Source organism: Pueribacillus sp. YX66 (assembly GCF_041725775.1).
In the GTDB taxonomy this organism is placed as follows: domain Bacteria; phylum Bacillota; class Bacilli; order Bacillales; family UBA6769; genus Pueribacillus.
This window is the reverse complement of record NZ_JBEUEL010000039.1, coordinates 1-26,506: the sequence shown is the minus strand read 5'-3', so window position 1 is coordinate 26,506 and position 26,506 is coordinate 1. Positions and strand designations below refer to the sequence as shown.

General features: G+C 36.0%; 28 protein-coding genes. 10 read left to right on the top strand and 18 right to left on the bottom strand.

Going from position 1 to position 26,506, the window contains the following annotated elements; genetic code table 11:
* Positions 1 to 75: 75 nt before the first annotated feature.
* Complete coding sequence (locus tag ABU914_RS13635; protein ID WP_379670261.1) at positions 76 to 249, bottom strand: hypothetical protein; 174 nt, start codon at positions 247 to 249, stop codon at positions 76 to 78.
* A 246-nt stretch (positions 250 to 495) separates the two neighbouring features.
* Between ABU914_RS13635 and ABU914_RS13630 the strand changes: the two genes are divergently transcribed.
* Both ABU914_RS13630 and ABU914_RS13625 read left to right on the top strand, forming a co-directional pair.
* Positions 496 to 918, top strand: coding sequence for a GNAT family N-acetyltransferase (locus ABU914_RS13630; protein WP_379670260.1), 423 nt, complete (start codon positions 496 to 498; stop codon positions 916 to 918).
* 53 nt (positions 919 to 971) lie between these two features.
* Entirely contained in the window at positions 972 to 1,661 is a 690-nt protein-coding gene (locus ABU914_RS13625; RefSeq protein WP_379670259.1) for a DUF421 domain-containing protein, read from the top strand.
* Positions 1,662 to 1,978: 317 nt separating this feature from the next.
* Here the strand turns inward: ABU914_RS13625 and ABU914_RS13620 are convergent, their stop codons facing one another.
* The 5 genes from ABU914_RS13620 to mgtE all read right to left on the bottom strand — a co-directional run bounded on the left by ABU914_RS13620 (position 1,979) and on the right by mgtE (position 7,222).
* On the bottom strand, positions 1,979 to 2,260 hold the full coding sequence (locus ABU914_RS13620; RefSeq protein WP_379670258.1) for a hypothetical protein: 282 nt from the start codon (positions 2,258 to 2,260) through the stop codon (positions 1,979 to 1,981).
* A gap of 128 nt (positions 2,261 to 2,388) precedes the next feature.
* Complete coding sequence (locus tag ABU914_RS13615) at positions 2,389 to 2,853, bottom strand: CotO family spore coat protein (RefSeq protein WP_379670257.1); 465 nt, start codon at positions 2,851 to 2,853, stop codon at positions 2,389 to 2,391.
* Positions 2,854 to 2,980: 127 nt separating this feature from the next.
* Positions 2,981 to 3,754, bottom strand: coding sequence for an enoyl-ACP reductase FabI (gene fabI, locus ABU914_RS13610; protein ID WP_379670256.1), 774 nt, complete (start codon positions 3,752 to 3,754; stop codon positions 2,981 to 2,983).
* 115 nt (positions 3,755 to 3,869) lie between these two features.
* The gene (locus ABU914_RS13605; RefSeq protein WP_379670255.1) at positions 3,870 to 5,720 is read right to left on the bottom strand and encodes a monovalent cation:proton antiporter family protein; all 1,851 of its coding nucleotides are present in this window, start codon (positions 5,718 to 5,720) and stop codon (positions 3,870 to 3,872) included.
* A 137-nt stretch (positions 5,721 to 5,857) separates the two neighbouring features.
* Positions 5,858 to 7,222: a magnesium transporter gene (gene mgtE, locus ABU914_RS13600; RefSeq protein ID WP_379670254.1), complete on the bottom strand. Its 1,365-nt coding sequence runs from the start codon at positions 7,220 to 7,222 to the stop codon at positions 5,858 to 5,860.
* A 101-nt stretch (positions 7,223 to 7,323) separates the two neighbouring features.
* Between mgtE and ABU914_RS13595 the strand changes: the two genes are divergently transcribed.
* Positions 7,324 to 8,502, top strand: a complete 1,179-nt coding sequence (locus ABU914_RS13595) for an FtsW/RodA/SpoVE family cell cycle protein (protein ID WP_379670253.1) — start codon at positions 7,324 to 7,326, stop codon at positions 8,500 to 8,502.
* A gap of 105 nt (positions 8,503 to 8,607) precedes the next feature.
* Entirely contained in the window at positions 8,608 to 9,351 is a 744-nt protein-coding gene (prpE, locus tag ABU914_RS13590; protein ID WP_379670252.1) for a bis(5'-nucleosyl)-tetraphosphatase PrpE, read from the top strand.
* On the opposite strand, the gene ABU914_RS13585 is transcribed toward prpE, so the two are convergent.
* Genes ABU914_RS13585 through ABU914_RS13575 form a run of 3 tightly spaced genes read right to left on the bottom strand, consistent with a single transcriptional unit; the run spans position 9,319 to position 11,438 of the window.
* Positions 9,319 to 10,227 carry an RluA family pseudouridine synthase gene (locus ABU914_RS13585; RefSeq protein ID WP_379670251.1) on the bottom strand — a complete coding sequence of 303 codons (909 nt, stop codon included), beginning with the start codon at positions 10,225 to 10,227 and terminating at the stop codon, positions 9,319 to 9,321. The two genes, prpE and ABU914_RS13585, sit on opposite strands and share 33 nt — an antisense overlap.
* Positions 10,228 to 10,246: 19 nt before the next feature.
* Entirely contained in the window at positions 10,247 to 11,041 is a 795-nt protein-coding gene (locus ABU914_RS13580; protein ID WP_379670250.1) for an NAD kinase, read from the bottom strand.
* Positions 11,042 to 11,066: 25 nt separating this feature from the next.
* Complete coding sequence (locus ABU914_RS13575) at positions 11,067 to 11,438, bottom strand: UPF0738 family protein (RefSeq protein ID WP_379670249.1); 372 nt, start codon at positions 11,436 to 11,438, stop codon at positions 11,067 to 11,069.
* 87 nt (positions 11,439 to 11,525) lie between these two features.
* Here ABU914_RS13575 and ABU914_RS13570 point away from each other — a divergent pair, with 87 nt between their 5' ends.
* The 4 genes from ABU914_RS13570 (at position 11,526) to ABU914_RS13555 (ending at position 14,396) form a co-directional block, all read left to right on the top strand.
* Positions 11,526 to 12,113 (top strand): CYTH domain-containing protein, encoded by a 588-nt coding sequence (locus ABU914_RS13570; protein ID WP_379670248.1) that lies wholly within the window; start codon positions 11,526 to 11,528, stop codon positions 12,111 to 12,113.
* Between the two features lie 46 nt (positions 12,114 to 12,159).
* On the top strand, positions 12,160 to 12,777 hold the full coding sequence (locus ABU914_RS13565) for a lytic transglycosylase domain-containing protein (protein ID WP_379670247.1): 618 nt from the start codon (positions 12,160 to 12,162) through the stop codon (positions 12,775 to 12,777).
* A 290-nt stretch (positions 12,778 to 13,067) separates the two neighbouring features.
* The gene (locus tag ABU914_RS13560) at positions 13,068 to 13,457 is read left to right on the top strand and encodes a globin domain-containing protein (protein WP_379670246.1); all 390 of its coding nucleotides are present in this window, start codon (positions 13,068 to 13,070) and stop codon (positions 13,455 to 13,457) included.
* Between the two features lie 45 nt (positions 13,458 to 13,502).
* Complete coding sequence (locus ABU914_RS13555) at positions 13,503 to 14,396, top strand: ClpXP adapter SpxH family protein (protein WP_379670263.1); 894 nt, start codon at positions 13,503 to 13,505, stop codon at positions 14,394 to 14,396.
* Between the two features lie 309 nt (positions 14,397 to 14,705).
* On the opposite strand, the gene rlmN is transcribed toward ABU914_RS13555, so the two are convergent.
* From rlmN to ABU914_RS13525, 6 genes are all read right to left on the bottom strand, one after another.
* Complete coding sequence (gene rlmN / locus ABU914_RS13550) at positions 14,706 to 15,773, bottom strand: dual-specificity RNA methyltransferase RlmN (RefSeq protein ID WP_379670245.1); 1,068 nt, start codon at positions 15,771 to 15,773, stop codon at positions 14,706 to 14,708.
* A 164-nt stretch (positions 15,774 to 15,937) separates the two neighbouring features.
* Positions 15,938 to 16,624 (bottom strand): 3D domain-containing protein, encoded by a 687-nt coding sequence (locus ABU914_RS13545; RefSeq protein WP_379670244.1) that lies wholly within the window; start codon positions 16,622 to 16,624, stop codon positions 15,938 to 15,940.
* 105 nt (positions 16,625 to 16,729) lie between these two features.
* On the bottom strand, positions 16,730 to 18,541 hold the full coding sequence (gene pepF / locus ABU914_RS13540; RefSeq protein WP_379670243.1) for an oligoendopeptidase F: 1,812 nt from the start codon (positions 18,539 to 18,541) through the stop codon (positions 16,730 to 16,732).
* A 62-nt stretch (positions 18,542 to 18,603) separates the two neighbouring features.
* Positions 18,604 to 19,773, bottom strand: a complete 1,170-nt coding sequence (locus ABU914_RS13535) for a competence protein CoiA (RefSeq protein WP_379670242.1) — start codon at positions 19,771 to 19,773, stop codon at positions 18,604 to 18,606.
* Positions 19,774 to 19,909: 136 nt separating this feature from the next.
* A complete protein-coding gene (locus ABU914_RS13530) occupies positions 19,910 to 20,845 on the bottom strand; it encodes a hypothetical protein (protein ID WP_379670241.1) in 936 nt (311 codons plus the stop codon).
* 153 nt (positions 20,846 to 20,998) lie between these two features.
* Positions 20,999 to 22,138 (bottom strand): BMQ_0737 family morphogenetic spore coat protein, encoded by a 1,140-nt coding sequence (locus ABU914_RS13525; RefSeq protein ID WP_379670240.1) that lies wholly within the window; start codon positions 22,136 to 22,138, stop codon positions 20,999 to 21,001.
* 105 nt (positions 22,139 to 22,243) lie between these two features.
* Here ABU914_RS13525 and ABU914_RS13520 point away from each other — a divergent pair, with 105 nt between their 5' ends.
* Positions 22,244 to 23,053, top strand: a complete 810-nt coding sequence (locus ABU914_RS13520; protein ID WP_379670239.1) for a hypothetical protein — start codon at positions 22,244 to 22,246, stop codon at positions 23,051 to 23,053.
* A 262-nt stretch (positions 23,054 to 23,315) separates the two neighbouring features.
* On the top strand, positions 23,316 to 24,389 hold the full coding sequence (locus ABU914_RS13515; protein ID WP_379670238.1) for a glycosyltransferase family 4 protein: 1,074 nt from the start codon (positions 23,316 to 23,318) through the stop codon (positions 24,387 to 24,389).
* Here the strand turns inward: ABU914_RS13515 and cysC are convergent.
* The 3 genes from cysC to ABU914_RS13500 form a co-directional block, all read right to left on the bottom strand.
* Positions 24,386 to 24,985: an adenylyl-sulfate kinase gene (gene cysC, locus ABU914_RS13510; RefSeq protein ID WP_379670262.1), complete on the bottom strand. Its 600-nt coding sequence runs from the start codon at positions 24,983 to 24,985 to the stop codon at positions 24,386 to 24,388. The two genes, ABU914_RS13515 and cysC, sit on opposite strands and share 4 nt — an antisense overlap.
* 9 nt (positions 24,986 to 24,994) lie before the next feature.
* Entirely contained in the window at positions 24,995 to 26,236 is a 1,242-nt protein-coding gene (locus tag ABU914_RS13505) for an SLC13 family permease (protein WP_379670237.1), read from the bottom strand.
* A gap of 5 nt (positions 26,237 to 26,241) precedes the next feature.
* Positions 26,242 to 26,506 (bottom strand): hypothetical protein (locus ABU914_RS13500; RefSeq protein WP_379670236.1); only part of this gene is annotated, 265 nt, incomplete at its 5' end.

The following is a 26,506-nucleotide window of genomic DNA, read 5'->3' as shown; positions in this document are numbered from 1 at the left end:
ACCTTCTGACATTTTTTGTATAGTTGTTAAGGTTGCTTAAGCACCATTATATTGACAGTTCAAGTGAGAGCCCTATCAACTTACACAAAATTCTTGACGGTACCTTCTACGAAAAGCGTATGAGAAAATATCAATACTTTCACATTTATATGCTTTATTATTTTGTTTAAACCAAGCTTCTAATGCTTTTACGACTTGGTGATGACCTGAAGACAACTGTAGCAATGGGAGAAAGAGGATTTTAATCATTATTCATTCTCCTCGTAGATTATTTAGGATTTTTATCAAATCCGCCTATTATTCTTTATTATCAGATACTTTAGACACGTTAGACGCTCAGACACTTTTTTAAGATCTAATAGATTCATTTAAAACAATTTTTTCTCTTCTTTATATAACTAAATTTAATTTCCCTCCACATTGTAAAAATATTCATACGTAGGTCCATATGCTATAATTTTTTTAAAAAATGAAGAAAGGATAAGATGGCAAACAATGATCGTAAAAAGAGTGGAAACCGAAGTAGAGCTACGAGATGCGCAGCATATTCGGAAGCAAGTTTTTGTGTATGAACAAAATGTTCCTATCGAACTCGAGTTAGACGAGTATGAACATGATTCCGTCCACTTCATCGCTTACAAAAAGCAAGTTCCTGTCGGGGCAGCAAGAGTAAGAAAAGTAGATGGCAACGCAAAAGTAGAACGAGTCTGTGTATTAAAAAAGTATCGTCGTTTAGGAATCGGATATTTATTAATGGAAGAAATCGAAGCTTTTGCAATGAACCAAAACTGGGTACCCATTCGGTTACACGCTCAGTTGAATGTAGTGCCATTTTACAAAGAACTGGGTTACACCCCTTGTTCTGAGCGTTTTTATGAAGCAAACATTCCGCACATCGCAATGAAAAAAGAACGCTAAACTTATAATTTTTTCCCCTTCGGAAACGATAAAAGAAGACGGAGGGGATTAAGATGAAATTTGATACATATGGTTATATTGCCATCGAGCTAATCGTTGGTTTTTCAGTATTATTAATATTAACGAAACTTTTTGGCAAAACCCAGCTTAAAGAGCTTACACCGTTCGATTTTATTTCTGCTTTAGTGTTAGGAGAACTAGTTGGAAACGCCATATACGACAAAAAAGTCCATCTCGGCATGATTTTATTTGCGACGCTAGTTTGGGGCCTTTTAATTATAGTAACGGAATTCGTTACACAGAAGTTTCGAAAAACGCGAAGCTTTTTAGAAGGGAAACCGTCTATTTTAGTGCGACGTGGGAAAATTGACCGGAAAGAGTTAAAGAAAAATAAAGTAGATATTGACCAATTGCAGAGCATGCTACGACAAAAAAATGTGTTTTCTATTCGCGAAGTTGAATACGTAATTATGGAGTCGAATGGTGATTTAAGTGTGATGAAAAAGCCTGAATTTACTACCCCAACAACTCAAGATTTAAGTTTACCACTTCAACCAGTTTATTTAACTTATCCTATTATAAGCGACGGTGTAGTTGATGAAAATAATTTGAAAGAAGCAGGTTTCGATGACAATTGGTTAAGTAAGCAATTAAAAAACAATAAAGTTTCAAAACCTGAAGACGTTCTCTACGCTGAGTGGAATGAAGCTAAAGGCTTTTATTTACAGAAGAACAAGGTGTAAGACTTCTTACACCTTGACATCGATAAATTGACCCAAATCATGACTGTTAAATTTGCGTTTTCCGTCATGTTGTGATTGGCTATAGGCTTGAGATTTATTACTTTTGTTCAAATGTTCAACACGAGAATTTAGCGGAATTTTCGGAATTTGATGCCTCTCATGATATAAGGTAAAAAAGGAATATGCAGTTGGAAGGACATAACCCATCATACTACACCCCTTTCCATTTATTTAATTATATACAATTTTGAACAGTTTACCAATTTATTATTTGCTCGGAAAGGGGCAAAATGATCAACTACCGTCCTCATCCGCTATTAAACCCATCTCCAACCTCTTTGTTGTTCTTCATCAGGTTCTTCTTTATGTTCTTTTTTAGATTCTTCCATCGCTTCCTCTACATGTTGAGGTTCGATTTGCTGTTCATGTCTTGGGAATAAAAATCCCCACGGATCTCTCACAAAGTGAGATGGCTCTTCTCGACGATCATCTTTCTGTTTACCATCTTTATCTACAAAAACAACTTTGTCTGCCTTTACGACTAATTCATTGACATAGATTGTTTTCTTTTTCTTTCGCTTCTTTTTCTCTTCTGACATGATCGATCCCTCCTTTTCTCATTTCAGAACATGTATATGCAAAATGTCTATAAGTCGTATAGGCTGATGCTTTGGTTTACATATAATAATTGCTCATCATATGTCAAAATTAAAAAAAATCATCATCTTTATAGACGAATTATCGTAATGGATAGAATTGCATTTTTCTCTAACTGGATTGTTTCTTTATTATCCGGAAGTTCAATGTAGACTTCGTCTTCTGTATAGGATTGTACCGTACACGTATACGTACTCTCTTTCGTTGTAACTTCACATAGTGGCTGAGGCATAGACTCAGGCAGTTTCGTTAAAATGTTTAACTTATCTTCAATCGTCCTATTTAAAAAACCTTGTTTGTGCATACCATTTTCAATTACGTTATTAGAATCATCATGCGCTTCTTGCCCATCTAACTCTTCCGAAGGTTCAATTTGCTCTTTTTCCTCGGGAATTTCTTCTTGTATGTCTTTCATTTGAGCCTTTTTTGGCATTGCTTTAACTACGACAATTTGTTTATTAAAATTGGTGGGCGTAAATGCAGGCTGCTCAATATAAATAAGAGGAGTATTCAATAGTTGCGCATTTTTCTTCACTTTATTCGTTCCCCCTTGTTTGTATACTCGATTACAGAATATGCTCGTTATATCGCTTTGTGCCTATTCATGCATGAATCTAAAACAAAAAACTTTGCTCGTCGTAACCGACAAGCAAAGTTTTTTATTAGCCTAAAATATGATATCCACTGTCGACATGCAAAATTTCACCTGTAATGCCACGGGACAAATCACTCATCAAAAATAACGCAGTATCTCCTACTTCTTCGGGCGTTGTCGTACGGCGCAGTGGAGCATTTTCTTCAATTTGTTTTAAAATACTATTAAAATCAGATACTCCTTTTGCTGCAAGAGTCCGAATCGGACCTGCTGAAATGGCGTTAACACGTATATTGTCTTTTCCAAGGTCATTTGCTAAATATTTTACAGAAGCATCAAGAGATGCCTTTGCAACACCCATAACGTTGTAATTTGGAAGCACTCTTTCACCGCCAAGATACGTCATTGTTATAATGCTTCCGCCTTCAGTCATGAGGGAACGAGCCTCTTTCACAACCGCTGTTAAAGAATAAGCACTAATATTATGAGCAAGCAAAAATCCATCTCGCGTTGTATTCAAGTATTCGCCCTTCAATTCATCCGTATTCGCAAATGCGATACAATGTGCTAACCCGTGTATCACACCCACTTCTTCTTTAATTTCCGTAAATGTTTGTTTGATTTCGTTATCATTAGTAACATCACAAGATAAAATAATTGAATCATTACGTTCTAGCGTTTCAACTAAACTTCGAACATTTCTTTCAAGACGTTCACCTGCATAGGTAAAAATTAAACGTGCTCCCGCATTGCTCAAGCTTCTAGCAATCCCCCATGCAATACTGCGTTTATTAGCAACACCCATAACGACATATGTACGTCCTTCCAAAGAAAGACCCATAAAATCATCCTCTCTTTACAAATGATTAGTCATTCTAAAGGTAAAGTATACCATGAAAAAACGAAGCAAAGAAGCATGTTTATGAGTAACATTCCTTTACTTCGTTCGATGATAGTTAAGAATTGTTAAGCATTTGCCTTAACTCTTCAATACTTTCAGGGCTTCCGGTAACGACGACCCGATCCCCAATTTTTAATTCCGTATCTCCATGCGGTACGATTGAATCCTTATTTCTAAACACGCGCACGATAATAGCGTCTCCTAAATATGGAAACTTACGAAGAGGGATACCATCATATTGTGCGTTTGTCATATTAATTTGAAAAAGTCCGCTTTCTTGTTTTGTAAACATTTGCATAACACTTGGTGATTCAATAAGAGCTCGTAACAACATTTTCGAAGAGAGCATCGTTGAAAACACTTCAATATTATTTTCCCTTAACTCTTCACCGAGCTGTTGCGTTTCGATTCTCGCAATAACACGTTCGACCCCATGCTCTTTCGCATATAAAGCAAGTTCTTTATTCAATTCTTCATTGCCACTCGAGATGACGACAATGTCGACATCAAAAACGTTCGCATTCGTTAATTCTAATATATTGTAAGCCGGTAACTCCTTTACGATAAAACGGCTATTTTGGCGACTCTTTTCAACTTTTTCTTGCTTCGTATGATATAAATATGTTTCGAATTTTTTTGGATTCAATTCAATCGATAACGGAAGCGTAAGCTGATTTGCTCCGATAAAGGCAATTTTTTTAACAACACCTTTTCCTTTTTCAGTAGGAAATATTTTTTTAAACAAAATTGGTGTAACGATTGAAGTAATAACTGCAAGTAAAATTAGCGTACTTGCTTTTTGCTCTGAAATGACTCCAATTCGTTTTCCAATTTCAGCTGCTGCAATGACGAGTGACAACGTCGAAGTTAGTAAAAAGCCAGCTCCAAGAACTGTTTTCCAATCATACCACCGTTTTAAAATCATGACGGGGACAACTTTTGAAATAACTAAAGCTAAAAAGAGCAACGGAATTAATAATAACGTTGTCGGATCTGATAAAAGTGTCCAAATGTCTAAGTTAACACCGACCATAACGAAAAAGATCGGAATTAAAAAGCCGTAGCCGAACGAATCTAATTTTTGGACTATATCAGGATTCGGTGACAAGAGTGAAATGAGAACACCAGCTAAAAATGCACCTAATATGTTTTCGGCTCCTACTGATTCTGAAAGCCCGACTAAAACGATGAGAAGTGCAAAAATTGCTCGCGTATCGATTTGCACACTTCCTTTTAGCATCGATTTGAAAAATGAAACTTGACTGAACCATCTTGCCAAAAAGTAAAGAAGGATTCCAGCAGCAAACAACAAGAGCAATAGCCACATATTCCCGTCTTCATCTGATGTAAAGGTTACATAAACCGCGAGCAAAATCATCGTAGCCAAATCTGCAATAACAGCAATTATCAAAATCGTTTGCCCGATCGTTTTGCTCGTTAAATTTTCTTCTTTTAACGTAGGCAACACGACACCTAATGATATTGTTGAAATGACAAGCGTCATAAAAAATGGACTTTCAATTAAACCGATTGCCGCGAGTACGAGTGCAAGCAAGTATGACAAAATAAAAATAAATGTAAAAATAATCATTGAGATACCGAAGCTATTCGGCTCTTTATTTCCATTTTTTAAACGAGTAGAAGATGACTTTTTCGTAAAAACAGAAAAGTCGATTTCAACCCCACTTAAAAACATTAAAAAAATCAATCCAAATGTGGACAATATATCTAGCCATGGATCAGGACCAATAATATCGAGCCCACTTTTTCCAATAATGAGACCAGCAATAATTTCAGTAACGACTACAGGCATGAGCGTTAACTTTAATCGTTCACGTACGATTGGCGCTAAAAATGCGACAACGACAACGATAACGAGAGATAAAATAGAAGAATTTGTACCCATATGTCACCTCGCCTTAAAGTTCATGATAAAAAAGAGAGAACGAGCAGATATGTCGATTAAAGACGCAAGATCATAACGTTGTGTTGCAATGGAAAGTCGACAATCTCTCGTATACGTTCAAACCTATTAAAAAGCATTTAAAGTAAATAATTTATAAAAGAGGTTGCTAATCCAAAATAAATAACTACACTTAAAATATCATTTAACGTTTGAATAAACGGACCAGATGCGACTGCTGGATCAATTTTTAACCGGTGCATAATGAGCGGAATAACCGCACCAGAGACGGTTGCGACGATCAATGTGCAAAACAGTGAAAACCCGACAAGAAAACCAAGAAACAGTGACTTCTTCCAAACGTAGACGACAACAACAATGAGCAGTCCACAAACGGTCCCTGTTATAACACCGGTTCCCGCTTCTCGGCTAATCATACGCCATCTACTTTCTCCTTCTAAATCTCCAGTTGCGAGACGGCGAATGACGACAGCAAGTGATTGTGTGCCTGTATTTCCTGCCATTCCAGCGATAAGCGGGATAAATACTGCTAAAATTGAGACTTGTTCTAGCGTCGATTCAAATCTACCGATTAAACTTGCGGTTAGCATTCCTAAAAACAACAAAATGATTAACCATGGCAACCTTTTCTTTGCTGCAGAAATTGGATTTTTATGTGCAGCATCGACATCTGTTAAACCAGCAAACTTCGAGTAGTCATCAGATGCTTCTTCATCTATGACGTCTGCAATATCGTCATGCGTAATAATTCCCGCTAACCGTCCTTGAAAATCTACGACAGGTAACGCAAGAAAGTCATAATCACGCATAACTTTTGCAACTTCTTCCTGATCCTCACTAACGGACACAGAGACTACAAAATCACTCATATGTTGTGAAATCGTATCATGTCCATCAGCTATGATAATATCACGCAATGAAATGACGCCGACTAACTTTTTTAACTTGTCGATAACGAAAATATAATAAATCGTTTCGGCTGTCGGGGCTTCATATCGTAATATTTCCATTGCTTCAGCAACCGTCTGGTGGGCTTCGACAGAAACATACTCTGTCGTCATTATACTTCCAGCCGTTTTTTCTTCATAATGCAACACTTGTTTGATTTCCGATGCAACATCATGATTCATCATCGCTAAGTAGCTAGCGATTTGTTTTTTATCTAATTCATTTAAAATATCTACCGCATTGTCAACATACATCGAAGCCAACATTTGAGCAGCATAAAGTGGTTCCATTTCAGTAATGTAATACTTCTGATCATCCAATTCCATGTTTTCAAAGAAATCTGAGGTTTCTTTCGGTGACAAATATGTATACAGTTTATTTCTATATTCTGAAGGTAATGAAAGAAAAAATTTCGCTTGGTCATACGGATGCAAAATGAGAAATGTTTTTCTAAAAAAGTCAATATTGTCATGTGTTAAAGCATCTGATAATTTATCATAATATTGAACTTGATGCTGATCATTTTGAATGGTCATCGTGCCCCTCCTTCCTCTTCAAAACAATAAAATGTTTGCAACTTTCAATTTTTCCTATAAGATTAAATTGACCTGCTAATTTCGTTAGAAAGGATTTCGAAATGGATAAAGATTCACGCACTCCTTGGCAACAGATTGATTATACAACATTGTTTATACTTTTTCTGCTCTTTTGTATAAGTATCATTTCAATTTATAGTGTGCAACCGAATTTGCCTGTTCATCTTAGGGTTTTTAATTTTGCTGCAAAACAAGTTGTTTTTTATATTATTGGCCTCGGCGCGATCATCCTTGCAATGATTATTGATTTCGATCGCTTTAAACAAATAACGTGGTATTTATATGGGTTTGGAATATTTTTGTTAATTGCGCTTCGCTTTGCACCTGCTTCCATTGCACCGTATAGCTTTGGGGCAAAACGCGCATTCGATTTTCCAATTATCGGGAATTTTATGCCATCCGAATTTATGAAAATCTTTTTGATTATAACATTGAGTACGATAATTGCCTACCATAATGAAAAATATTTTGAAAAAAGTATTCGTGAAGACTTCATTTTGTTAGGTAAAATAGCTCTAACTTCGCTTTTCCCGATTTTACTTATTTTTAGACAACCCGACCTAGGTACATCGCTGGTGCTTGTGTCGATCGTCGGTAGTTTAGTTATTGTAAGCGGGATACGCTGGAGAATTATACTCGGAATCATTGCAACCGGATTGCTCGGTATTTTTGCTTTAGTGCAAACGTATTTACGGTTTCCTGATTTTTTCGTTAAAGTATTTTTAGGGGGAAATGACTTTCAAATTCAACGAATTTATGGATGGCTTGAGCCGTATGAAAATGTCGGTGGAATAGGCTACCAGTTAGTAAAATCAATGACTGCGATTGGCTCCGGTCAACTATCAGGAAAAGGTCTTAATGAAAACACGGTTTATCTTCCAGAGGCACATACAGATTTTATTTTTGCAGTGATTGGAGAACAATTCGGTTTTATCGGTACAAGCATCGTCGTCTCGATATTTTTCATGTTAATATACCGAATTATTCATACTGCAATTGAAAGTAATGATCCATTCGGCACGTATTTATGTGTTGGTATCGTCGGGATGTTTACGTTTCAAATCTTTCAAAATATCGGAATGACGATCGGTTTACTTCCAGTCACCGGAATCCCTCTTCCATTCATAAGTTATGGTGGCAGTTCACTACTTACGTCAATGCTTACGATTGGAATCGTATTAAACGTTGCATCACGAACAAGAAAATATATGTTTGACTAGCTCGTTCGTTTAGTCCTCGTTCAAAGCCCATCCACTAGGATTGGGGCTTTTTTATTTTACGTTAAGATGGTTATACTAACAAAATTAGAAGGAGGCTATCTCACATTGAAATATGACATTATCGGCGATATTCACGGTTGCTATGAAGAACTTCAACAATTAATCGATACACTCGGTTATTCATGGAACAGTGATCGGAAGCTCTCTCATCCTGAAAATCGTAAAATCGTATTCCTCGGTGATTTAACTGATCGCGGTCCTCATTCTATATTTGTCATACAACTCGTACATAAACTTGTTCAACAAAATAAAGCTCACTATACTCCTGGCAATCATTGCGATAAACTTTACCGATATTTTCTCGGAAGAAACGTTCAAATTGTCAATGGACTTGAAACTACAGTCGCAGAATTAAAAGCATTGCAGGCAGATGAATACGAAACGATTCGAAATCAATTTATACAACTTGTAGAAGGGGCTCCGTTATACATCGTTCTCGATAATGAAAAGCTCATAGTTGCTCATGCAGGGTTAAAACGAAAATGGATCGGTCAAAACAATGAAAAAGTGAGGACATTTGTACTCTATGGAGACATTACTGGAGAAAAAGATAAAGATGGTCGACCTGTAAGAAGAGATTGGGCAAAAACAGAAGATGGTGAATCTTGGATCGTATATGGACATACTCCCACTTTATCACCTAGAATCATCAATCATACAATTAATATTGATACAGGCTGCGTCTTCGGAGGAAAATTAACAGCTTTTCGCTATCCAGAACTTACAACCGTATCCGTCCCTTCAAAACAACCTTTTTTACCTGAAAAATTCCATTCGTTCGATCATTGAACACATGTCCCGTGGGAACTTAGATGTTAACGTAATCGTTTCTTTTGTAAATGGATGTTGAAAACTTAATGTTGTACAATGCAACGCTTGGCGAGAAATATGTTCAATGCTACCTCCATATAATTTATCTCCTGCAAGCGAATGACCAATCGCAGAAAAGTGCACGCGAATTTGATGAGTTCTTCCAGTTTCAAGTTTAATCTTCACAAGTGTATGGTTCTCACTTTGACCCATTGTCTCAAAATGAGTGATTGCTTCTTGTCCAAGAATATCAACGGTTCTTTCAATAATACTCGATGCTTTCCGTGCAATGGGCAACGTGATTGTTCCTTTTCGACGATGTAACAGTCCTTCTACAATCGCAACATAATATCGTTCAATTTGTTTTGCAATTTGCTGTTTAGAAAGTAAACTATGCGCATATCGATGTTTAGCGACTAATACAAGTCCTGATGTGTCACGATCCAGTCTCGTTACGATATGGATAGTCGCTGGAATCTGATGCAAATCATAGTAAGCTAAGACCCCTTGGGCTAACGATATATTCGGCTCCTTTCGAGATGGGATTGTTGCCAAACCTGCGGGTTTATTTACTACAAGAATGTGCTCATCTTCAAATACAACTTCTAATGAAAGTGCATATGGCTGCATCGCCATACTTCTTTCTTCTTTCGGAAATGTAATTGTAACATGATCACCTGCTCGTAATTCATAGCGAACTGTCACATGTTGACCGTTTACTTCAATCTTTCCCCCGTGAAATTTAATATCAGTTAACAATCGCCTCGATATGTTATGTTCTTCAGTTAAGAAGTTGCGAAGTAACATCCCTTCCTGTTCTTTTGTCACGTCCCACGTCACTGAAAACTGTTTCATACTTAAATTTCCTTATCCTTTAATCAGATATAAATGATTCTTTTACTCGTTTCCAAAATGGAAATGGGCGGAAACGAGCAAACCTTATCTCTTCTTCAGCTACCCGACATTGAATGGATTTCACATGTTTATGCAGCAAAAACAAATGATCGATTGTTATTTGATAATCCACATCATTTACTGGTTTCAACATACATGTATGATGTTGTGGCAACAATAGCGGCGAACCAATTGTACGGTATACGCGATTATTAATCGACGCCATTTCAGCTAATTGAAGTGTCGGTAAAGAAGGATGAATAATCGCGCCTCCTAGCGCTTTATTGTATGCGGTACTGCCTGACGGTGTTGAAATACATAAACCGTCCCCACGAAACGTTTCAAATAATTCACCTTTAATTTCAACGTCCATCACTAATGAACCTTCAACTGTACGAACAGTACATTCATTTAAAGCTAAATAACGATTTTCCTTCGAACCGTCATTGTAACGAACCGTTACTTCCAACAACGGATATTTTACAATTTGAAAAGGGGTACGTGCGATATGAATGACAAGCTTTTCAACTTCTTCAGGGGTCCAATCTGTATAAAAACCGAGATGACCAGTATGTACACCTACAAAGGCAGTCTCTGCCAAGCGATCTTTAAAATGGTGAAAAGCATGCAAAAATGTTCCATCTCCACCAACTGAAATAACGATATCAGGTTCCGTGTCATGAAACTCCAAATTGAAATCCTCTAAATAGCTTTTAATTTTTCGTGTTAACTTATTCGAAGTGTCATCCCCTCTAGATATGACGAAAAATTTCATAAAGACCACCGCTTTCTTCTCTTATTTAAAAGAAAATACGCTTTACTTCCTCATTCATTTTTTCTCCGTAATTAGGGTTATCTTTTATATTTGAAATAAGAAATGTTAATTCTGAATAAAAATTGATAAGCTCGACTTCCCCACCATCCGTTAAAACGAAAACGGGTAGCTTTGTTTTAATATTGTCTTTTAACATTGGCCAAGTATTTCGTTGAAAAATAATATAGCTGTAATTGGCTTCGCAATCTAATATGTATAGAAAAGCAATATTTTTTGAATCGACAAGCATCTGTCCTACCGCCCGATTCTCTTGTGCCCATTTAATTTTGGGAGTAGTTTCTACGAATAGCTTGTCCTCTTTTAATTTCAATTGATTACAAACAAAGTATGTTGCCACATTTTTCTCTCCTAACAACATCGTTCCATTTTTAGTGTATCATAAGATACGTATCGATTCTCGCATACGGTAGAGGTGATTTCAACGATGAAACAAGAAGTAGAAATAGAATTTAAAAACTTGCTTTCGTACGCTGAATTTATATCGGTGAAAGCACACTTTAAAATTAAAGACGAAGACTTTGTTGAACAACGCAATTATTATTTTGATACACTTGAATTTTCACTAGCTAAACATAAAAGTGCCTTACGCATACGCGAAAAAAAAGCCGAATATGAACTCACATTAAAACAACCTCATGCAAATGGTCTACTCGAAACGAACATTCCAGTCCCAAAACATGAGGCGATCTCATTTATTAGAAAAAACGAATTTCCTAAGTCGGCAATTGAGATGAAGAGGATTTTTGCCGAAATTGGGCTCGATTCCAACGAATTAACTTATCTTGGTGAACTCGTAACATACCGTTGCGAGTTTGAATATAAAAATGGTCTACTTGCTCTCGATCATAGCGTCTATTTAGATGTCGAAGATTATGAAATTGAGTATGAAGTTAAAGATAAGCAGAGGGGTCACCATTCCTTCACTCAACTTTTACAACAGCTTAACATAAGTAAAAAATCGACAAAAAACAAGATAAAACGTTTTTTTGATAAAAAACGGCAAACCATGTAAAAGTTTGCTATAATAGATAGCAAAATCGTTAAGGAGATTCGTTAAGATGACCATTCAATTTTTGCAATCGTTATTACAATTGAAAGCTGTTCAACAGATTAACTTATCTCGTACTTCATCGCAACCAGTGATGTCTAACATGTTTTCTTCTTTATTGGCTTCTGAACTTACGAAAAACAGCATGTCACAGAACGTTTTCGGAGAATTTGTAAAACCTAATTTTATGAATCATTTTCCAATACATACAGAAACAGCACCAGAAACGAGCAATCGTTCATCTGCTAATCAAGACTTTCAAACGCTTATTCATAACGCAGCAAAAAAGTACGGAATTGAACCGAAATTTATCCATGCTGTCATTAAACACGAATCAAACTTTAATCCGAAAGCTAGAAGCCATGCAGGAGCAATGGGACTTATGCAATTAATGCCTGCGACCGCCCGTTTTTTAGGTGTAAAGAATCCTTTCGACCCTGCTCAAAACATCGAAGGGGGTACAAAATATTTAAAGCAAATGCTCGATCGTTTTAACGGTAATAAAACACTCGCTTTAGCTGCTTATAACGCAGGTCCAGGAAACGTATCAAAATATAAAGGCATTCCGCCATTTCAAGAAACTCAAAATTATGTAAAAAAAGTCCTACAAACATATATGAACGCCTAATGGCGTTTTTTTATTGGCTAAAGTTGTTAAATGCATCTTATTTGCTGTTCATAAGAGTCCTTGCTAAAATAAACGTAATTGTTATAGAGTGATATATAAAATATATGTTCAAAAAGTGGACAACGAGAAACATAAAGTCAAGAAGTGCAGTTCAAAGCGAGAAACTTCACGGGTCATACTGACTTCTATCTAGTCACAATTTCCCGTAAGTTAGAAAAACATAGCGCACGCTACCCTTTTGAAGTGCTCAGACTTTTTGAACGACCTTAAAAAAAGGAGATTAACAAGATATGAAACAAGTAGGCATCACTCCTTTTGAAGCCGTTGGTGGCGAACCGATGATTCATGATTTAGTCGAAGCATTTTATGATCGAGTTGCTTTACATCCCGATTTAAAACCGATTTTTCCAGATGACTTAACCGAAACTGCAAGGAAACAAAAGCAATTCCTTACTCAGTTCTTAGGAGGTCCTCGTCTCTTTGCAGAAGAGCACGGACCCCCAATGATGCGAGCTCGTCACCTGCCACATCCCATTACACCGAAACGAGCAGAAGCATGGTTAGGTTGTATGAAAGAAGCATTGGAAGAAGTAAATTTTCCAGAGCCTTGGCGTGAGCAATTTTTTGATCGGTTAACGAGGGTTGCCTATCATATGGTCAACACCGAAGATTCTGATTAGAAAGGAGCATTCGTTGTGGCACACAATAAGGCTGACTCAAATTCAATGCCATTGCTTGAATGTAATGATACGGCTTGTGACGGCACGAAAAATGAACAGTCAGTTTCGAAACCTATAGAGATATACTCATTTATCGATCCTCTATGCCCTGAGTGTTGGGGACTCGAACCGATTTTAAAAAAATTACAAACGCTATATGGAAATTATATAAGCATTGTCTATTTTATTGGCAGAAAACTTAGTACAGTAAATTGCTGTAAAAATAATCAAATAGGGCAATTAAAGGAACATATTGAGTTAGCAAAACAATGGGAAAAAACAGCTTCCCGCTCTGGGATGTCGTGTGACGGAGATCTATGGTTGGAAAACCCGATTTCTTCACCACTTGCTGCCTCTCTTGCGATTAAAGCAGCAGAATTTCAAGGACGTAAGGCTGCTGCACGGTTTTTAAGAAAAATTCGTGAATTCCTTTTTCTTGCCAAACAAAACATTTCTGAAAAATCAGTTCTTTTGGAGTGTGCCGAAATGGCGAACTTAGACGTAAACGAATTTGAAAAAGACTTACATTCTGAAAGAGCGTTAAAAGCGTATCAGTGCGATTTAAAAATATGTTCGGAAATGGACGTGCAAGAATACCCTTCCCTCGTTTTTTTTAGTAAAAATGTAGAAGAAGCAGGAATTAAAGTTACAGGTATGTATTCTTTTGATGTCTATCTAGATATTATAGCTGAAGTTTTGAATGAACAGCCGATTAAAACCGAACCACCATCGCTCGAAGATTTTTTGAAAAAATACCACTTTGTCGCTACTAAAGAGATTTCCGTCGTCTATGATTTATCAACTGAATGTGTAGAAAACGAAATGAAAAAGCTTGTATTGAAACAAATAGCTGAGCGGGTTCCTGTCAAATACGGTACGTTTTGGCGATACAAAGAGTAAAGAAATTTATAAATGTGATTCCAGTTGCATACATTTGTAACTGAGGTGAATCGTATGCGAAAATCACGTTTGCTCCTATGTCTATTCTTGCTTATCGTTTCGTTTATCGTTTTTGTCCTTAGCTTACTTTCCATTTTTTCTAAAATCATTGCTGGTCTTTTATTATTTTTTTCAATTTTTTTTACAATCTCAACCGCAAATAATCGCTATCGTTTTCGAGGTTTTGAATAATGAGTGATGAATTCTTTATTCATCACTTTTTTTATGATGTGAAAAGAAAAGCGCCACTTGCCTTTGCAAATGACGTTTTTATACTGTTACTTTTGAATTTTTGATCTGTTTACTTCGTAATTGACCGCATGCAGCATCGATGTCAGTTCCTTGTTCCTGACGAACGACACAATTGATACCGTGTTTCTTTAACGTATCATAAAAAGCTAAAATTGCTTCTTTTTTACTTCGGCGATAGTCACCATGTTCATCGACCGGATTATACGGAATTAAGTTGACATACGTTAAATGTCGCTTATCCCGAAGCAAGTTCGCTAATTGTTCAGCTTCTTCAATGTGGTCATTCACGTCGTCTAATAAAATATATTCAATCGTAACTCTCCGATTTGTTTTTTCCAAGTAATAATCCATCGCTTCCATTACGTCTTTTATCGGATAGGCACGATTAATTTTCATAATTCGAGTACGGAGTTCATCGTTAGGCGCATGTAATGATATCGCTAAGTTTACTTGAAAATCTTCTTCGGCAAATTGCTTGATTTTCGGTGCAAGACCACTCGTTGAAACCGTAATATGCCTTGCGCCTATCTCTAATCCTTTCGGAGCGTTCACAATTCGGATAAAGTCCATTACATTCTCATAATTGTCGAATGGTTCTCCTATTCCCATGACAACAATATGGCTGACCCGCTCTCCATTTCCTTGTTCGTCTAAATGTTGCTGCACTTTCATAATTTGTTCAACGATTTCACCTGTCGTTAAATCACGACTTTTTTTCAAAAGACCACTTGCGCAAAAGCTGCATCCGATATTGCAGCCGACTTGTGTCGTAACACAAACAGATAACCCATAATGATGACGCATTAACACTGTTTCGATTAAATTACCGTCTAGTAATTTAAATAAAAACTTCATTGTTCCGTCTGATGATTGTTGTTTTACTTCTTCGACTAACGTCCGAATGACAAAATGTTGCTCAAGCAACTCAATGCACTGTTTATTAACATTTTTCATATCTGTAAAACGTGTAACTCGTTTTCGATATAACCAATCCCACACTTGTTCAGCACGAAACTTTTTCTGTTGTCGTTCAACAAGCCAATTTTCCAGCTGATTTAGCGTTAAGCTATAAATGGATGTTTTCATGTTTTAGCCTCACCTTTACAATTCCATCTTGTACGTATACTATACTATACCCAAAAAGCAAAAGAAAACGTTACAATATAACTTTCAATAAAATAGCAAGACGAATTGTGAGCTTAAAAAAAAGCCAAAGTGCCCCTTCCCATTGGGAAGGGAACCTCTTTGACTCAAGATAAAACTTTCATTTTCACTTTTCTTACACCCCAGTCAATTGCATCCTTTTCTGTCGGGATAAATACATCGATTTTATGTCCTTTAATTGCACTTCCCGTATCAGCCGCAATGGCCTCTCCATATCCATCAACCCATACTCGTGAACCGAGTGGAATAACATTCGGATCAACTGCAATTACTTTTTGTTTAGGATGCTCACGTAAATTAATCCCTGTCGCAGTCGTACCAGAACACCCTGAACAATATGCTGTATAGGCCGTAGCTGTTACATCAAGTTCTATCTCATTCGAATTTTCATTCTTGTTTTTTCTACTTGATGAATGAACAGCTAACTTGTCACCAGCAAAAATGAACTCATTTTCAAGTTCGTTCCAACTCATTAACTGTTCAACTGTCACTCCGAATTTTACCGCAATTGCTGATAACGTATCGCCTTGTTTTACGTTATACGTCGTTGCTGTTTGTTCATCATTCGATAGTTTCAATCTTTGATTTGGATAAATGGTCGTTGAAGTTAAATGATTCCAATTTTTTAGTTGCTCGATTGATAGATTCGTTTTTTTAGAAATATCCCAAAGCGTATCGCCTCTTTCAACGACATATTCTTGTGATGAATACGCAAACCCGGTTAAAATGAGCATAAATAAATATATAAATATCGGATAAAGTTCCTTTTTCATAAACAAAATAAACCTCCTATCACTTCACATGGAAATGTACCATGCTGAGGTTACATGGAGGTTTCAATCGAATGAATGAGTCATAACAATCATATTACGGAAAACTTATAGTAAATGTTCCATTTCTGAAAGATTTCGCTCAAACAATTGAAGTGCATCTATAATAGGCTTAGGTGACGTCATATCGACTCCTGCTTTTTTAAGAACTTCTATCGGATAATCAGAACTACCGGAACGAAGAAATTCTAAATAACGAGCAACTGCTGATTGCCCCTCATCTAAAATTTGTTTGGCTAATGCCGCTGCCGCACTGTAGCCTGTTGCATATTGATAGACATAAAAGTTGTAATAAAAATGCGGGATTCTTGCCCATTCTAATCCAATTTCTTTATCGATGTGGATGTCTGTTCCAAAGTACTTTTTATTTAAACTGTAATAGTCTTCTGTTAATCGATCGGGCGTTAACGGATAACCATTTGCTGCTTTTTCATGAATGAGTTGTTCAAATTCAGCAAACATCGTCTGACGAAAGACAGTGCCTCGAAAACCTTCTAAAAAATGATTTAATAAAAATAACTTTTCATCTTTATCATCCGTTTTATTAAGTAAGTAATGATTTAATAATGCTTCATTACATGTTGAAGCTACTTCAGCAACGAAAATCGAGTAATTTGCATACGGGTATGGTTGGTTTTCCCATGTATAGTAACTATGCATCGAATGCCCGAGTTCATGAGCAAGGGTAAATAAATTGTTCACATTGTTTTGCCAGTTCATAAGGATGTACGGCATCGTCCCATACGTCCCGGAAGAATAGGCACCACTTCGTTTTCCTACATTCTCGTGAACATCAATCCAACGATTTTCAAAACCTTTTTCTACCGTCCTTACATAGTCTTCACCTAATGGCTCCAAAGCTTCTAAAATCACCTTTTTCGCTTCAGCAAACGTGAATTCCATTTTAACGTTTTTAATAAGCGGAGTATATAAATCATACATGTGAAGTTCGTCTACTTTTAATAGCTTTTTTCTTACACTTACGTAGCGATGTAAAAGGTCAAGTCGTTTGTTTATCGTTTCGACTAACGTATCATAAACTGATACTGGAATATTGTTGCTATTTAATGCTGACTCCCTCGCATCATTATACTTGCGTACCGTAGCGTAAAAATTATTTCGCTTCACTGCACCTGATAACGTACTAGCAAATGTGTTAATAAATTTTTCATACGTTGAATAAACAGCTTTAAAAGCAGATTTTCTTACTTCTCGATCATCACTTTCAAGAAACTGAATATAACGACCGTGAGTGACTTCTACTTCATTTCCATCCTCGTCTTGAATGACAGGAAATTTTAAATCAGCATTATTTAACATCCCGAACGTATTGCTCGGTGTTCGCATCACTTCGCTCGCTTGAGCTAAAAGCGCTTCTTCTTTCTCACTTAACACGTGAGGACGTTGCCGATTAATTTCATCGATTGCATGAGCGTATATTTTTAATTGTTCATGTTCAGCGAGCAATTGTTGTAAACGTTCTTCCGAAGCTGTTAACAATTCTGGAACGATAAAAGCGAGTTGTGTACTCATTTGTGTTGCAAGATTTGCCGCCCGATCTTTCAATCCTTGATTTTTCGAATTCGTCGTATCTTCGTCTGAACGCATATTAGCATATGTATATAACTTGCTTAAACGTTGTGATATCTCATCCTGCAATGTCAACGCCTCATATAATGTATGGGCAGATTCTGTTAATCTCCCCACGTATTTTTCCATGTTCGGCAAAAGGTTTTTGACTTCCTCAAATTCTTTTTCCCATTCATTCTCATTAGCAAAAATCGCTTCTAAATTCCATGTTTCTTCTACAGGGATTTCACTTCGTTTCGGTAATGTTTTTACAGCTTGTTCTTCCGACATGCTAGCACCTCCAATTATTAGTTTATTCTAATTGAAAAAACATATTAGATCATCTTTTCTGTTTAAAAATAGAGTTGCACTTGTTTATCCATCTGTAACGCAGTATCTAGAGTATTCGGTATTTGAATTTGCGTATTTTTCTTAAACGTACTTTTTCCAACCCGAGTTAGAATACCAATTTTACAAAGGAGAACCAAATAATTCATAATTGCAAAAGAATAATGGGATTTTTCAATAAGTGGTAATGTGCGAATTGTAAAGACACGCATTTCAACGAGCCGTTTAAATTGTGCATAAACTTCACGGAAATGAATCGTATGCTCGTTAGAGAGTGGCATGATGCATTGGATAAGTAGCCAGGATTGCCATAGATGCGGTGGCGTTTCTATCCAAAATAAATAATGAGATGGCAAGCCCGCCTCACGGGGAAATAGTGGAATATCTTTATTTAAAGATTGCAGCATACGGCTTACGTAACGAAAGGCTGTCGTTCTTCGGCGATACGGGTACACTCTCCAATTCGTTTTCATCTGTAGCCACTGTTTAATATGTATGTTATTTTGCTTATATAGATGCTTGTCTTTGAAAAGAGATATATACTTTAATTGCTTACGAGGAAAGAATTGCAAATCACCAATTATTTTTGTCGTAGAATACGGAATAATTTTCGTAATCAGTGCAAACAAATCAGTTTTCGGACAAAAATAGAGTAAGAATGGCTCGTTAGGAGTAAAACTCGTTTCATTCAACGCCATCCATTCCATGCGATTCAATTTAAACGTATATGTCCCTAATCGTTCAAGGCGATTTCCACCTAAAATCCACAAAGGCTTTTTATTTAATATTATATAATTTAACGTACGAGTAAAAAAAAGATCGTCACGAATTGTTGAACATTGAAATTCTATCGGGGTGTTCATCGGGGATGTTACATAGAGGTCAGCTCGTTGCTTAATCTCAGGAAAATAGGTTTCAAGTTCTGCACGAAAGCCTTGATCTATTAACCATTCATACAGCCATTCTTTTCCTTTTAAATGATACTCTGATTCTGACTCTGTCGTTCCACAATTGGTGTCATAATAATGAGCAAAATGCCACCTCCTGCTTGAACCAGCTTTTAATATGACGCGTTTATGACAGACAGGACAAAAAAAATTTTGCCCTCTCTTTTGTATATCAGTTTTCTTTACTAATGAAATCATTTCACCTTTTTCATTTAAAGCACATAACATTCAATTGACCTCCCTTTCATTCAAGATGATTCGACAACTTCCACAAATCTCCTGCGAAAAAAACACCTATCTGTTTTACAACAAATAACAGAAGGTGTTTCATTTCTTTCCTTTAAGTCTCTCTTATTGTTTTTTCTCAATAAGTCATACTAATATTGTTACTTGATTTTATTTTTGTATCTGATTCAGAAGAATAAACAAAACCTTCAACAATTAGTGAACAAGAAAAAGGGAGAGTGACCGGAATTTGAAAGCTTTGTAACGTCACTGTTTCACCTTTAGACAAGCGCATCAGCGTTGTTGGAGCAATCCAAATCTCTCCTCTTTCTTTCGCTTCTTCTGCCCAATTTGATTGTAAAAACATCCATTGGTTACGATGAGTTTCTTGTATCTCGTTATGAATCGCTGCCTGATCGACTGACAAAATTTTACCTTTCAAATTTGTTGCTTCAGGCGGTGAAAAACGGAAGCAAACGCTTGGATTAACGAACGGATCACTGCCGAAATTTTTTATATGAAAGTCACCGAACACTATCCATTCATGATCAGTTTTTTTGACAAGCGAATAGTCAAAGTAAGCGATGACTTCCATTATATCAGTAACATCCGGTAGTTTATTCACAGGCGTATTTTTTTGAGCAGACGTAAACGAATATATTTTATTATTTTTCTCTAATGATTTTACTTTTGATTTATAGTAGTCCAATTCTTGTTCTTTCGTTATTATATCTTTCTGAATTTCGCTTAATAATTGTTCATACTCATTAATTTTTTCATTTACATTTGACTGATTCTCATGTTGCTCCCGACTAATCTGTTCTAATTTTTTAAGGAGTAAATTGTTTTCGCATTGTAATTTTTCAATTTCATTCATGTTTGCGATTGCCTTTAATTCTTCAACACGATTAATTAAGTGACCATTTTCCTCCTGCAACATCTTTACATCGTATTTTAACGATTCGATTTCTTTGGCGGAATGTTGAACTTGTTTTTCTAAATTTAACGTTTTATCACGATAATACTTTGTTCTTAACATTAATCTCGAATGACTGAGCTTACCTAATTCAGCCAAATGAACCCCTCCTTTACACTCTACATTAGTGTATGTTTCGTGACTGGAGTTGAGTTTGTCTCATCATATGAAAAATTATTTTACAAGTAGTTCCATTAGAACAACCTTTGCAATATAGAACAAAAAAGGCCACATAAACATGTAGCCTATTAACTATTTTTTGATTTTTACTTTTCCTTCTTTTACATCGACAATGCCAGTGTCAAACTCTTTTCTGCCTTTTTGATCAAAGAGTTGTACTTGAAATTGATCTCCTGACGAGCTATCGACTAGAGCTAAGTTAAAGTCTAGCAATCTACCCGATTTAGTACGACCTACTCCGCTAACTTTCAGCATTAAACCATCTTTGTAGCATGGTTCACATGTTAGTGATTGACGATCAAATTGTACCGCTTTAAATGTAAGGTGGTCTAAACCATCTGATGTGTCTTTGTCATGAAAGTCCATTGCGAATTCGCTGTTTGCTAAGTTAAAATTTGGTGCGATATCTGCGTAAATTCCGACTTTTCCTTGCTCGGTCGCTTCATGCTTTGTAAATCCTGAAGCGTCCGCTTTTCCGGAGCATTCTGTGCTTTGTCTTGGAAAAATATCTGGACATTGTTCTGGGAATGTAATGTCAGGACATTGTTCACCGACTTCAGGTACTTCTATATCATTTTCCCTCGGCGAACAGAACTTCGCTAATACTTCAAGCTTTACTTCCGCTTCAACTTGAATATCAACGCAGAATGTAACTTGAAGGGTGAATGATTTCGGGCATGGTGAATTGAGCAATACTGTTCCCGACGGAATTCTACAAATGACTTTTGTGATTTTACAAAATAGTTCTGTTCCTTCCGGTGCACATAAAACAAATGGTTCAAAAACAGAAGCGTTGCACCATAAGTTCGTTACTTCCTTTCCATGACGGTCAATGACTGCAACTTTAATATCCGCTGTAAACAATAAGTCTACGAGTTGAGCATCTGCAAAGCTGCCATTTACCGGAACTCTTACATCTTGACGCTCTCCCACTTGTTCACAATAAACATCTAAATGTGAATGTTTGTCATGTTTATTTAATCCGAATAAGTTTCCGGTTCTTGGCGTTTTGCAAACGATCCGTAAAGGTCTACGACTCGGATCATCCATCGCATTTTCAATCATTTTTAATTGCTCATGACTAAAATGAAAATGCTTTTCTACCGTCAGCGCATCTGTAACCCAGTCATAAACCTTCTGAACCCTAATACATTCATCTTGAAGACCGCTTACTTCCTTCGTAAGCTGTCCGTGACAATGTTTGTGGCCCATGTAGTTCATTCCTTTCTTTATCATAAATGGGTAATTCACTACATACTATGGATAAAGAGGGTTAAATGTAACTCCTGCAGATGCCCATTTCTTTGAGGTGATCGAATGATTCAAACGATTACGTATAAAAATAACGTTCTTTCACGTTTACAAGAAAATGAAATACAAGCTCTTGCTGCACTGGCGCCGTATTGGGGGTTATTATTTGATGCAGAAACGGGATCACTCCAACCTGGATTATCTAACAATAGTGTGTTCATTAAAAGTGAAAACAGTTACGAGTTTTTACACTCATTGTTAAAACATACGAACATCCAATTTAGTAATCATGAAGAACAAAGTAATCTAGTCATTCAAGCTTTTTCTATTAAAGAGGATCATCATATCCCGATTTCAATTCATATCAATCATGTAAAGTATCATCTAAAATATATGAAGAACTACTATAAAAATTTACAATTTTTAATTCATCGCAGTGTATGGCTCCCGAAACGAGATAAAAATATAGCAATCACATTTTGCCATTTTTCATTAAAACGACAAATGGAAATTATCGCTTATTTAATCATCCAATTTTACATGAGGGACGAAATGACATCGATATCTCACATCTCATTTCCGATTTATGAAAAGTTAATTAATCATATATTACATCCTGTAAATTCTCATTTTGCTCACGTACAGAAGCTGCTTTATAATTCAATTTGGCCTGAAACACCACCTGAACTAACAAAGTCTGTCCATCCGACTTCGAATCATTCACTGCAAAACTCTACATTTAATCCTTTTAAAAAAAACTCTTCTATTTCTTCTCAACACGTTAACCCAATTAATCCATTTGATAAAAGAAAGACAACCAACTATGACCCAATTAATCCTTTTAAAAAAATACACAGAAACGCGAAGAATGAATAGAGTAAATAAAAAAACACATCGGAATGGAGTGTCCATTTGAATAAAAAAGATTTACAATCGATTTATAATCGGATAAAAACGAGACAAACGATGAAACCTTCTTCATTTTTCAGCGGTAGGCAGATGAAAAAAAGATGTAGGTCCTGCGGAAAAAGTTCTTGGCGTCCAAATCATTACAGTGAATGAGGCTCTTTATAAATTAGGCCTCATTCTTATTTATCTTAAATTTCATCATTCATCGAACAAGATCGGAGCGGTTGCGATGAAAACACTGTTTTGTTACTATTTGCCGAGCGGAGGCATGGAAACGTTAAATCGCCAACGTGAAAAGTCTCTCAAGATCGTGAACATTAATACACATTTTTTATATTTGCAATCGGGCTCAGGAATGAAAAATCTTCTAGATTCAAAAGTGTTTATTTCGAACGACAATGGAGAAATTAAAACGTTAATTAAAAATGAACGTTACGATGCGATTATCGTGAATAGTGACGCAAATTTATTGAAGCGCATTCGTTCTTTCGGCTTCAATGGTCCACTCATTTTTGAATTGCAAGGTCTCGGTACAAAAAGTGAAGCTAACACATTTCTAAAATATGTTGCACGAGCAAATATTGAAAATTATAGTGACGCGCTCCTTTATCCAAAAACACCCCATCTCCAACAATTGACAAAAGAGATTTTTCCAAACAAAAAAAAGTTTTCTTTTCATAATTGTATTGATACAAATGTTTTTTCCTATAAGCATAAGCAACAAGTAGAACAATATAACTATATTATTGGATGGGTTGGGAGAATCGAAAAAAATAAAAATTGGCAAGACTGTTTAATGATTGTGAATCATTTACTGCAAGAATTTCCAAATTTGGAATTGTGGATGTTTATTGATGATACGTTAACGACCCCGAGCCAAAAGAAAGCATTTGAGCAAAAGTTAAGACAACTCAGCATGGAGAAAATGGTCAAAATGCATCACAATATCCCACATGCTGAAATGCCAAATTACTATTCTACAATTGCAGACTCTGGTGGTTTCGTATTATCCACTTCGTTAACTGAAGGGTTTGGCTATGCAGTTCTTGAAGCTATGAGCTGTAAATGTCCTGTTTTAACATCAAACTCAGACGGAGTACAATCTTTCGTATTTCATAATGTTACTGGAAAATTGTATACCCATAGTAATTATAGTCAGGCCGTGAATGAAGCAAGAGACTTAATATTAAATACTACGTTAAGAAATAAATTAACAGAACATAGTGCAGCCTTCGTGAAAGAAAATTTTTCCCTAAAACAATACGCAAATCATTTTCAAGCGATGCTAACAGAATTGTTTTAAAGAAGTCGCTTATCCAACAAATACTGAATGATGTCGTCAACATTTTCCTGTATTGATTTTTCATCTGTGTCTACGATGATTTCAGGGTTTATCGGAGGTTCATATTCACTTGAAATACCAGTAAAATTTTTAATCTTGCCTTCCCTAGCTAAAGCATACAGCCCTTTCGGATCTCTTTTCTCGCAAGTCTCAAGTGGACAATTTACATAGATTTCTATAAATTCACCTTCACGTAGTAACTTACGAACCTTTTTTCTCTCTTCTCGATAAGGTGAAATAAATGCTGTTAACACAATACAACCCGCATCTACGAACAATTTACAAACTTCACCGATTCTGCGAATGTTCTCTTTCCGATCATGTTCTGAAAATGACAAATCTGAGTTTAATCCATGCCTAACGTTATCACCATCAAGAATATACGTTGATAAACCTAGCTGATAAAGCTCACACTCTAATGCATTCGCTAACGTTGACTTGCCAGACCCTGATAACCCTGTAAACCATAACACATAACTTTTGTGACCATGAACATATTGACGATCCTGTTTCGTGATTTTATGTGAATGCCAATAAAGGTGCTGTTCCAAGTCAATCCCCTCTTTCTAGAAGTTCCAAAAAATCGGAATGAGCACGAGCGTAATAAGCATAATGAGAATATTTAAACTTAAACCTATTTTCAAAAAATGAACAAATCGATATCCTCCTTTTTCATAGATGAGTAAATTTGTCTGATATCCGATTGGTGTTGAAAAACTCGCTGAAGCTGCAATCGCAATTGCAACTGCAAAAGGCATTATATTTAAAGACAGTTCGGATGACAACGATAAAGCAATCGGAAATATAAATGCAGCAGCACCGTAATTTGATATAAATTCGGTTAGCACGTTTGTTAAGCTGTAGATAATAAGAAGTAAAACATATTCATGTTTAACATTTTTAATTAACCAGTCTGCGAGTACATTCGTTGTGCCTGAATTTATTAGCGCAATGGCCAAAACAGAAGATGATCCGACAATTGTCAACAATCTCCAATTTATACTGGAAATTGCATTTTTAAATCGTAAAGAACGATTAAAAAGGTAGATCATGAGTAAAATGAACATTGCTTGAAACATCGTTACTTGTTGAAATGAAACAATAAGAAGCATAATAAAAAAAAGCAGGACGTTTAATCGTTGCTTTTTCGAATGGATTGTCAGTAGTTGCTCTTTAGTACCGCTTAATCGTTTATTAGGTAATGCTGGAAGTAACTGATTCCCCGTTAGTGCAACGTACATCATCGTAACTACTACTATCGGTACACCTATAACAGAAAGCTCAAACATGTGTAAACGTTCATAACCAGATTGTTCCAATAAAGAACTAACAATGAGATTAGTCGCTGTTCCGATTAATGTACACATTCCTCCAACGATTGCCGCATAGGATAGTGGAATGAGTAATTTCGAAGCAGGTATGTTTGAACGCATTCCCCATTTTTTTATAATTGGGATCATCATCATAACGAGAGGTGTATTATTAAAAAAAGCTGAAAATAAAGATGTGAAAGTCATCATTCGCACGACAACTTGTCGATACGATTGAGCTTTAACCATTAATCGATATAATAATGTCTTAAAATCCGTTGACTGTTGAATGACAGTAATAACTGGAAACAACATAGCAATCATAAAAATCGTTTCATTGATAAAACTTTCAAATATATCTCGTAGTGATACAATATTAAAAATCCAAAGTAAAACAACACTCGCTAAAAATACTTGATACATCTGAAAACGGTTAAGCATAAATAAAGCAATCATTGTTATAACAATAATAAACGTAATCACAATTTGAATATCCACACCTGTTATGCCTCGTGATTTAATTCAAATTCAATTTGTTTATTTTTAAAATCTCTCAACTCAGTTAATTGTTGATCATCAAGCTTACTTAAATGCTTTTTTAACAACTTCTGTGCAAATCGATATAGCAACATATCTTTATTATGAATTTTTTTTATTCTTCTTATCGTCTCGTCTGACACTTCTTCAATACGTGTATATGGTAACTTAAAAGTGATCCACCATGACAATTGAAAACTGATCCACTCTTGATAGAAAATAACCCTAACG

Bases quoted from the DNA above. Each gene is read 5' to 3' on its own strand.
- ABU914_RS13635 (WP_379670261.1), bottom strand. From the start codon at position 249: ATGATTAAAATCCTCTTTCTCCCATTGCTACAGTTGTCTTCAGGTCAT.
- ABU914_RS13630 (WP_379670260.1), top strand. From the start codon at position 496: ATGATCGTAAAAAGAGTGGAAACCGAAGTAGAGCTACGAGATGCGCAG.
- ABU914_RS13625 (WP_379670259.1), top strand. From the start codon at position 972: ATGAAATTTGATACATATGGTTATATTGCCATCGAGCTAATCGTTGGT.
- ABU914_RS13620 (WP_379670258.1), bottom strand. From the start codon at position 2,260: ATGTCAGAAGAGAAAAAGAAGCGAAAGAAAAAGAAAACAATCTATGTC.
- fabI (WP_379670256.1), bottom strand. From the start codon at position 3,754: ATGGGTCTTTCTTTGGAAGGACGTACATATGTCGTTATGGGTGTTGCT.
- ABU914_RS13605 (WP_379670255.1), bottom strand. From the start codon at position 5,720: ATGGGTACAAATTCTTCTATTTTATCTCTCGTTATCGTTGTCGTTGTC.
- mgtE (WP_379670254.1), bottom strand. From the start codon at position 7,222: ATGACCATTCAAAATGATCAGCATCAAGTTCAATATTATGATAAATTA.
- ABU914_RS13595 (WP_379670253.1), top strand. From the start codon at position 7,324: ATGGATAAAGATTCACGCACTCCTTGGCAACAGATTGATTATACAACA.
- ABU914_RS13585 (WP_379670251.1), bottom strand. From the start codon at position 10,227: ATGAAACAGTTTTCAGTGACGTGGGACGTGACAAAAGAACAGGAAGGG.
- ABU914_RS13580 (WP_379670250.1), bottom strand. From the start codon at position 11,041: ATGAAATTTTTCGTCATATCTAGAGGGGATGACACTTCGAATAAGTTA.
- ABU914_RS13570 (WP_379670248.1), top strand. From the start codon at position 11,526: ATGAAACAAGAAGTAGAAATAGAATTTAAAAACTTGCTTTCGTACGCT.
- ABU914_RS13565 (WP_379670247.1), top strand. From the start codon at position 12,160: ATGACCATTCAATTTTTGCAATCGTTATTACAATTGAAAGCTGTTCAA.
- ABU914_RS13560 (WP_379670246.1), top strand. From the start codon at position 13,068: ATGAAACAAGTAGGCATCACTCCTTTTGAAGCCGTTGGTGGCGAACCG.
- ABU914_RS13555 (WP_379670263.1), top strand. From the start codon at position 13,503: ATGCCATTGCTTGAATGTAATGATACGGCTTGTGACGGCACGAAAAAT.
- rlmN (WP_379670245.1), bottom strand. From the start codon at position 15,773: ATGAAAACATCCATTTATAGCTTAACGCTAAATCAGCTGGAAAATTGG.
- ABU914_RS13545 (WP_379670244.1), bottom strand. From the start codon at position 16,624: ATGAAAAAGGAACTTTATCCGATATTTATATATTTATTTATGCTCATT.
- pepF (WP_379670243.1), bottom strand. From the start codon at position 18,541: ATGTCGGAAGAACAAGCTGTAAAAACATTACCGAAACGAAGTGAAATC.
- ABU914_RS13535 (WP_379670242.1), bottom strand. From the start codon at position 19,773: ATGTTATGTGCTTTAAATGAAAAAGGTGAAATGATTTCATTAGTAAAG.
- ABU914_RS13525 (WP_379670240.1), bottom strand. From the start codon at position 22,138: ATGGGCCACAAACATTGTCACGGACAGCTTACGAAGGAAGTAAGCGGT.
- ABU914_RS13520 (WP_379670239.1), top strand. From the start codon at position 22,244: ATGATTCAAACGATTACGTATAAAAATAACGTTCTTTCACGTTTACAA.
- ABU914_RS13515 (WP_379670238.1), top strand. From the start codon at position 23,316: ATGAAAACACTGTTTTGTTACTATTTGCCGAGCGGAGGCATGGAAACG.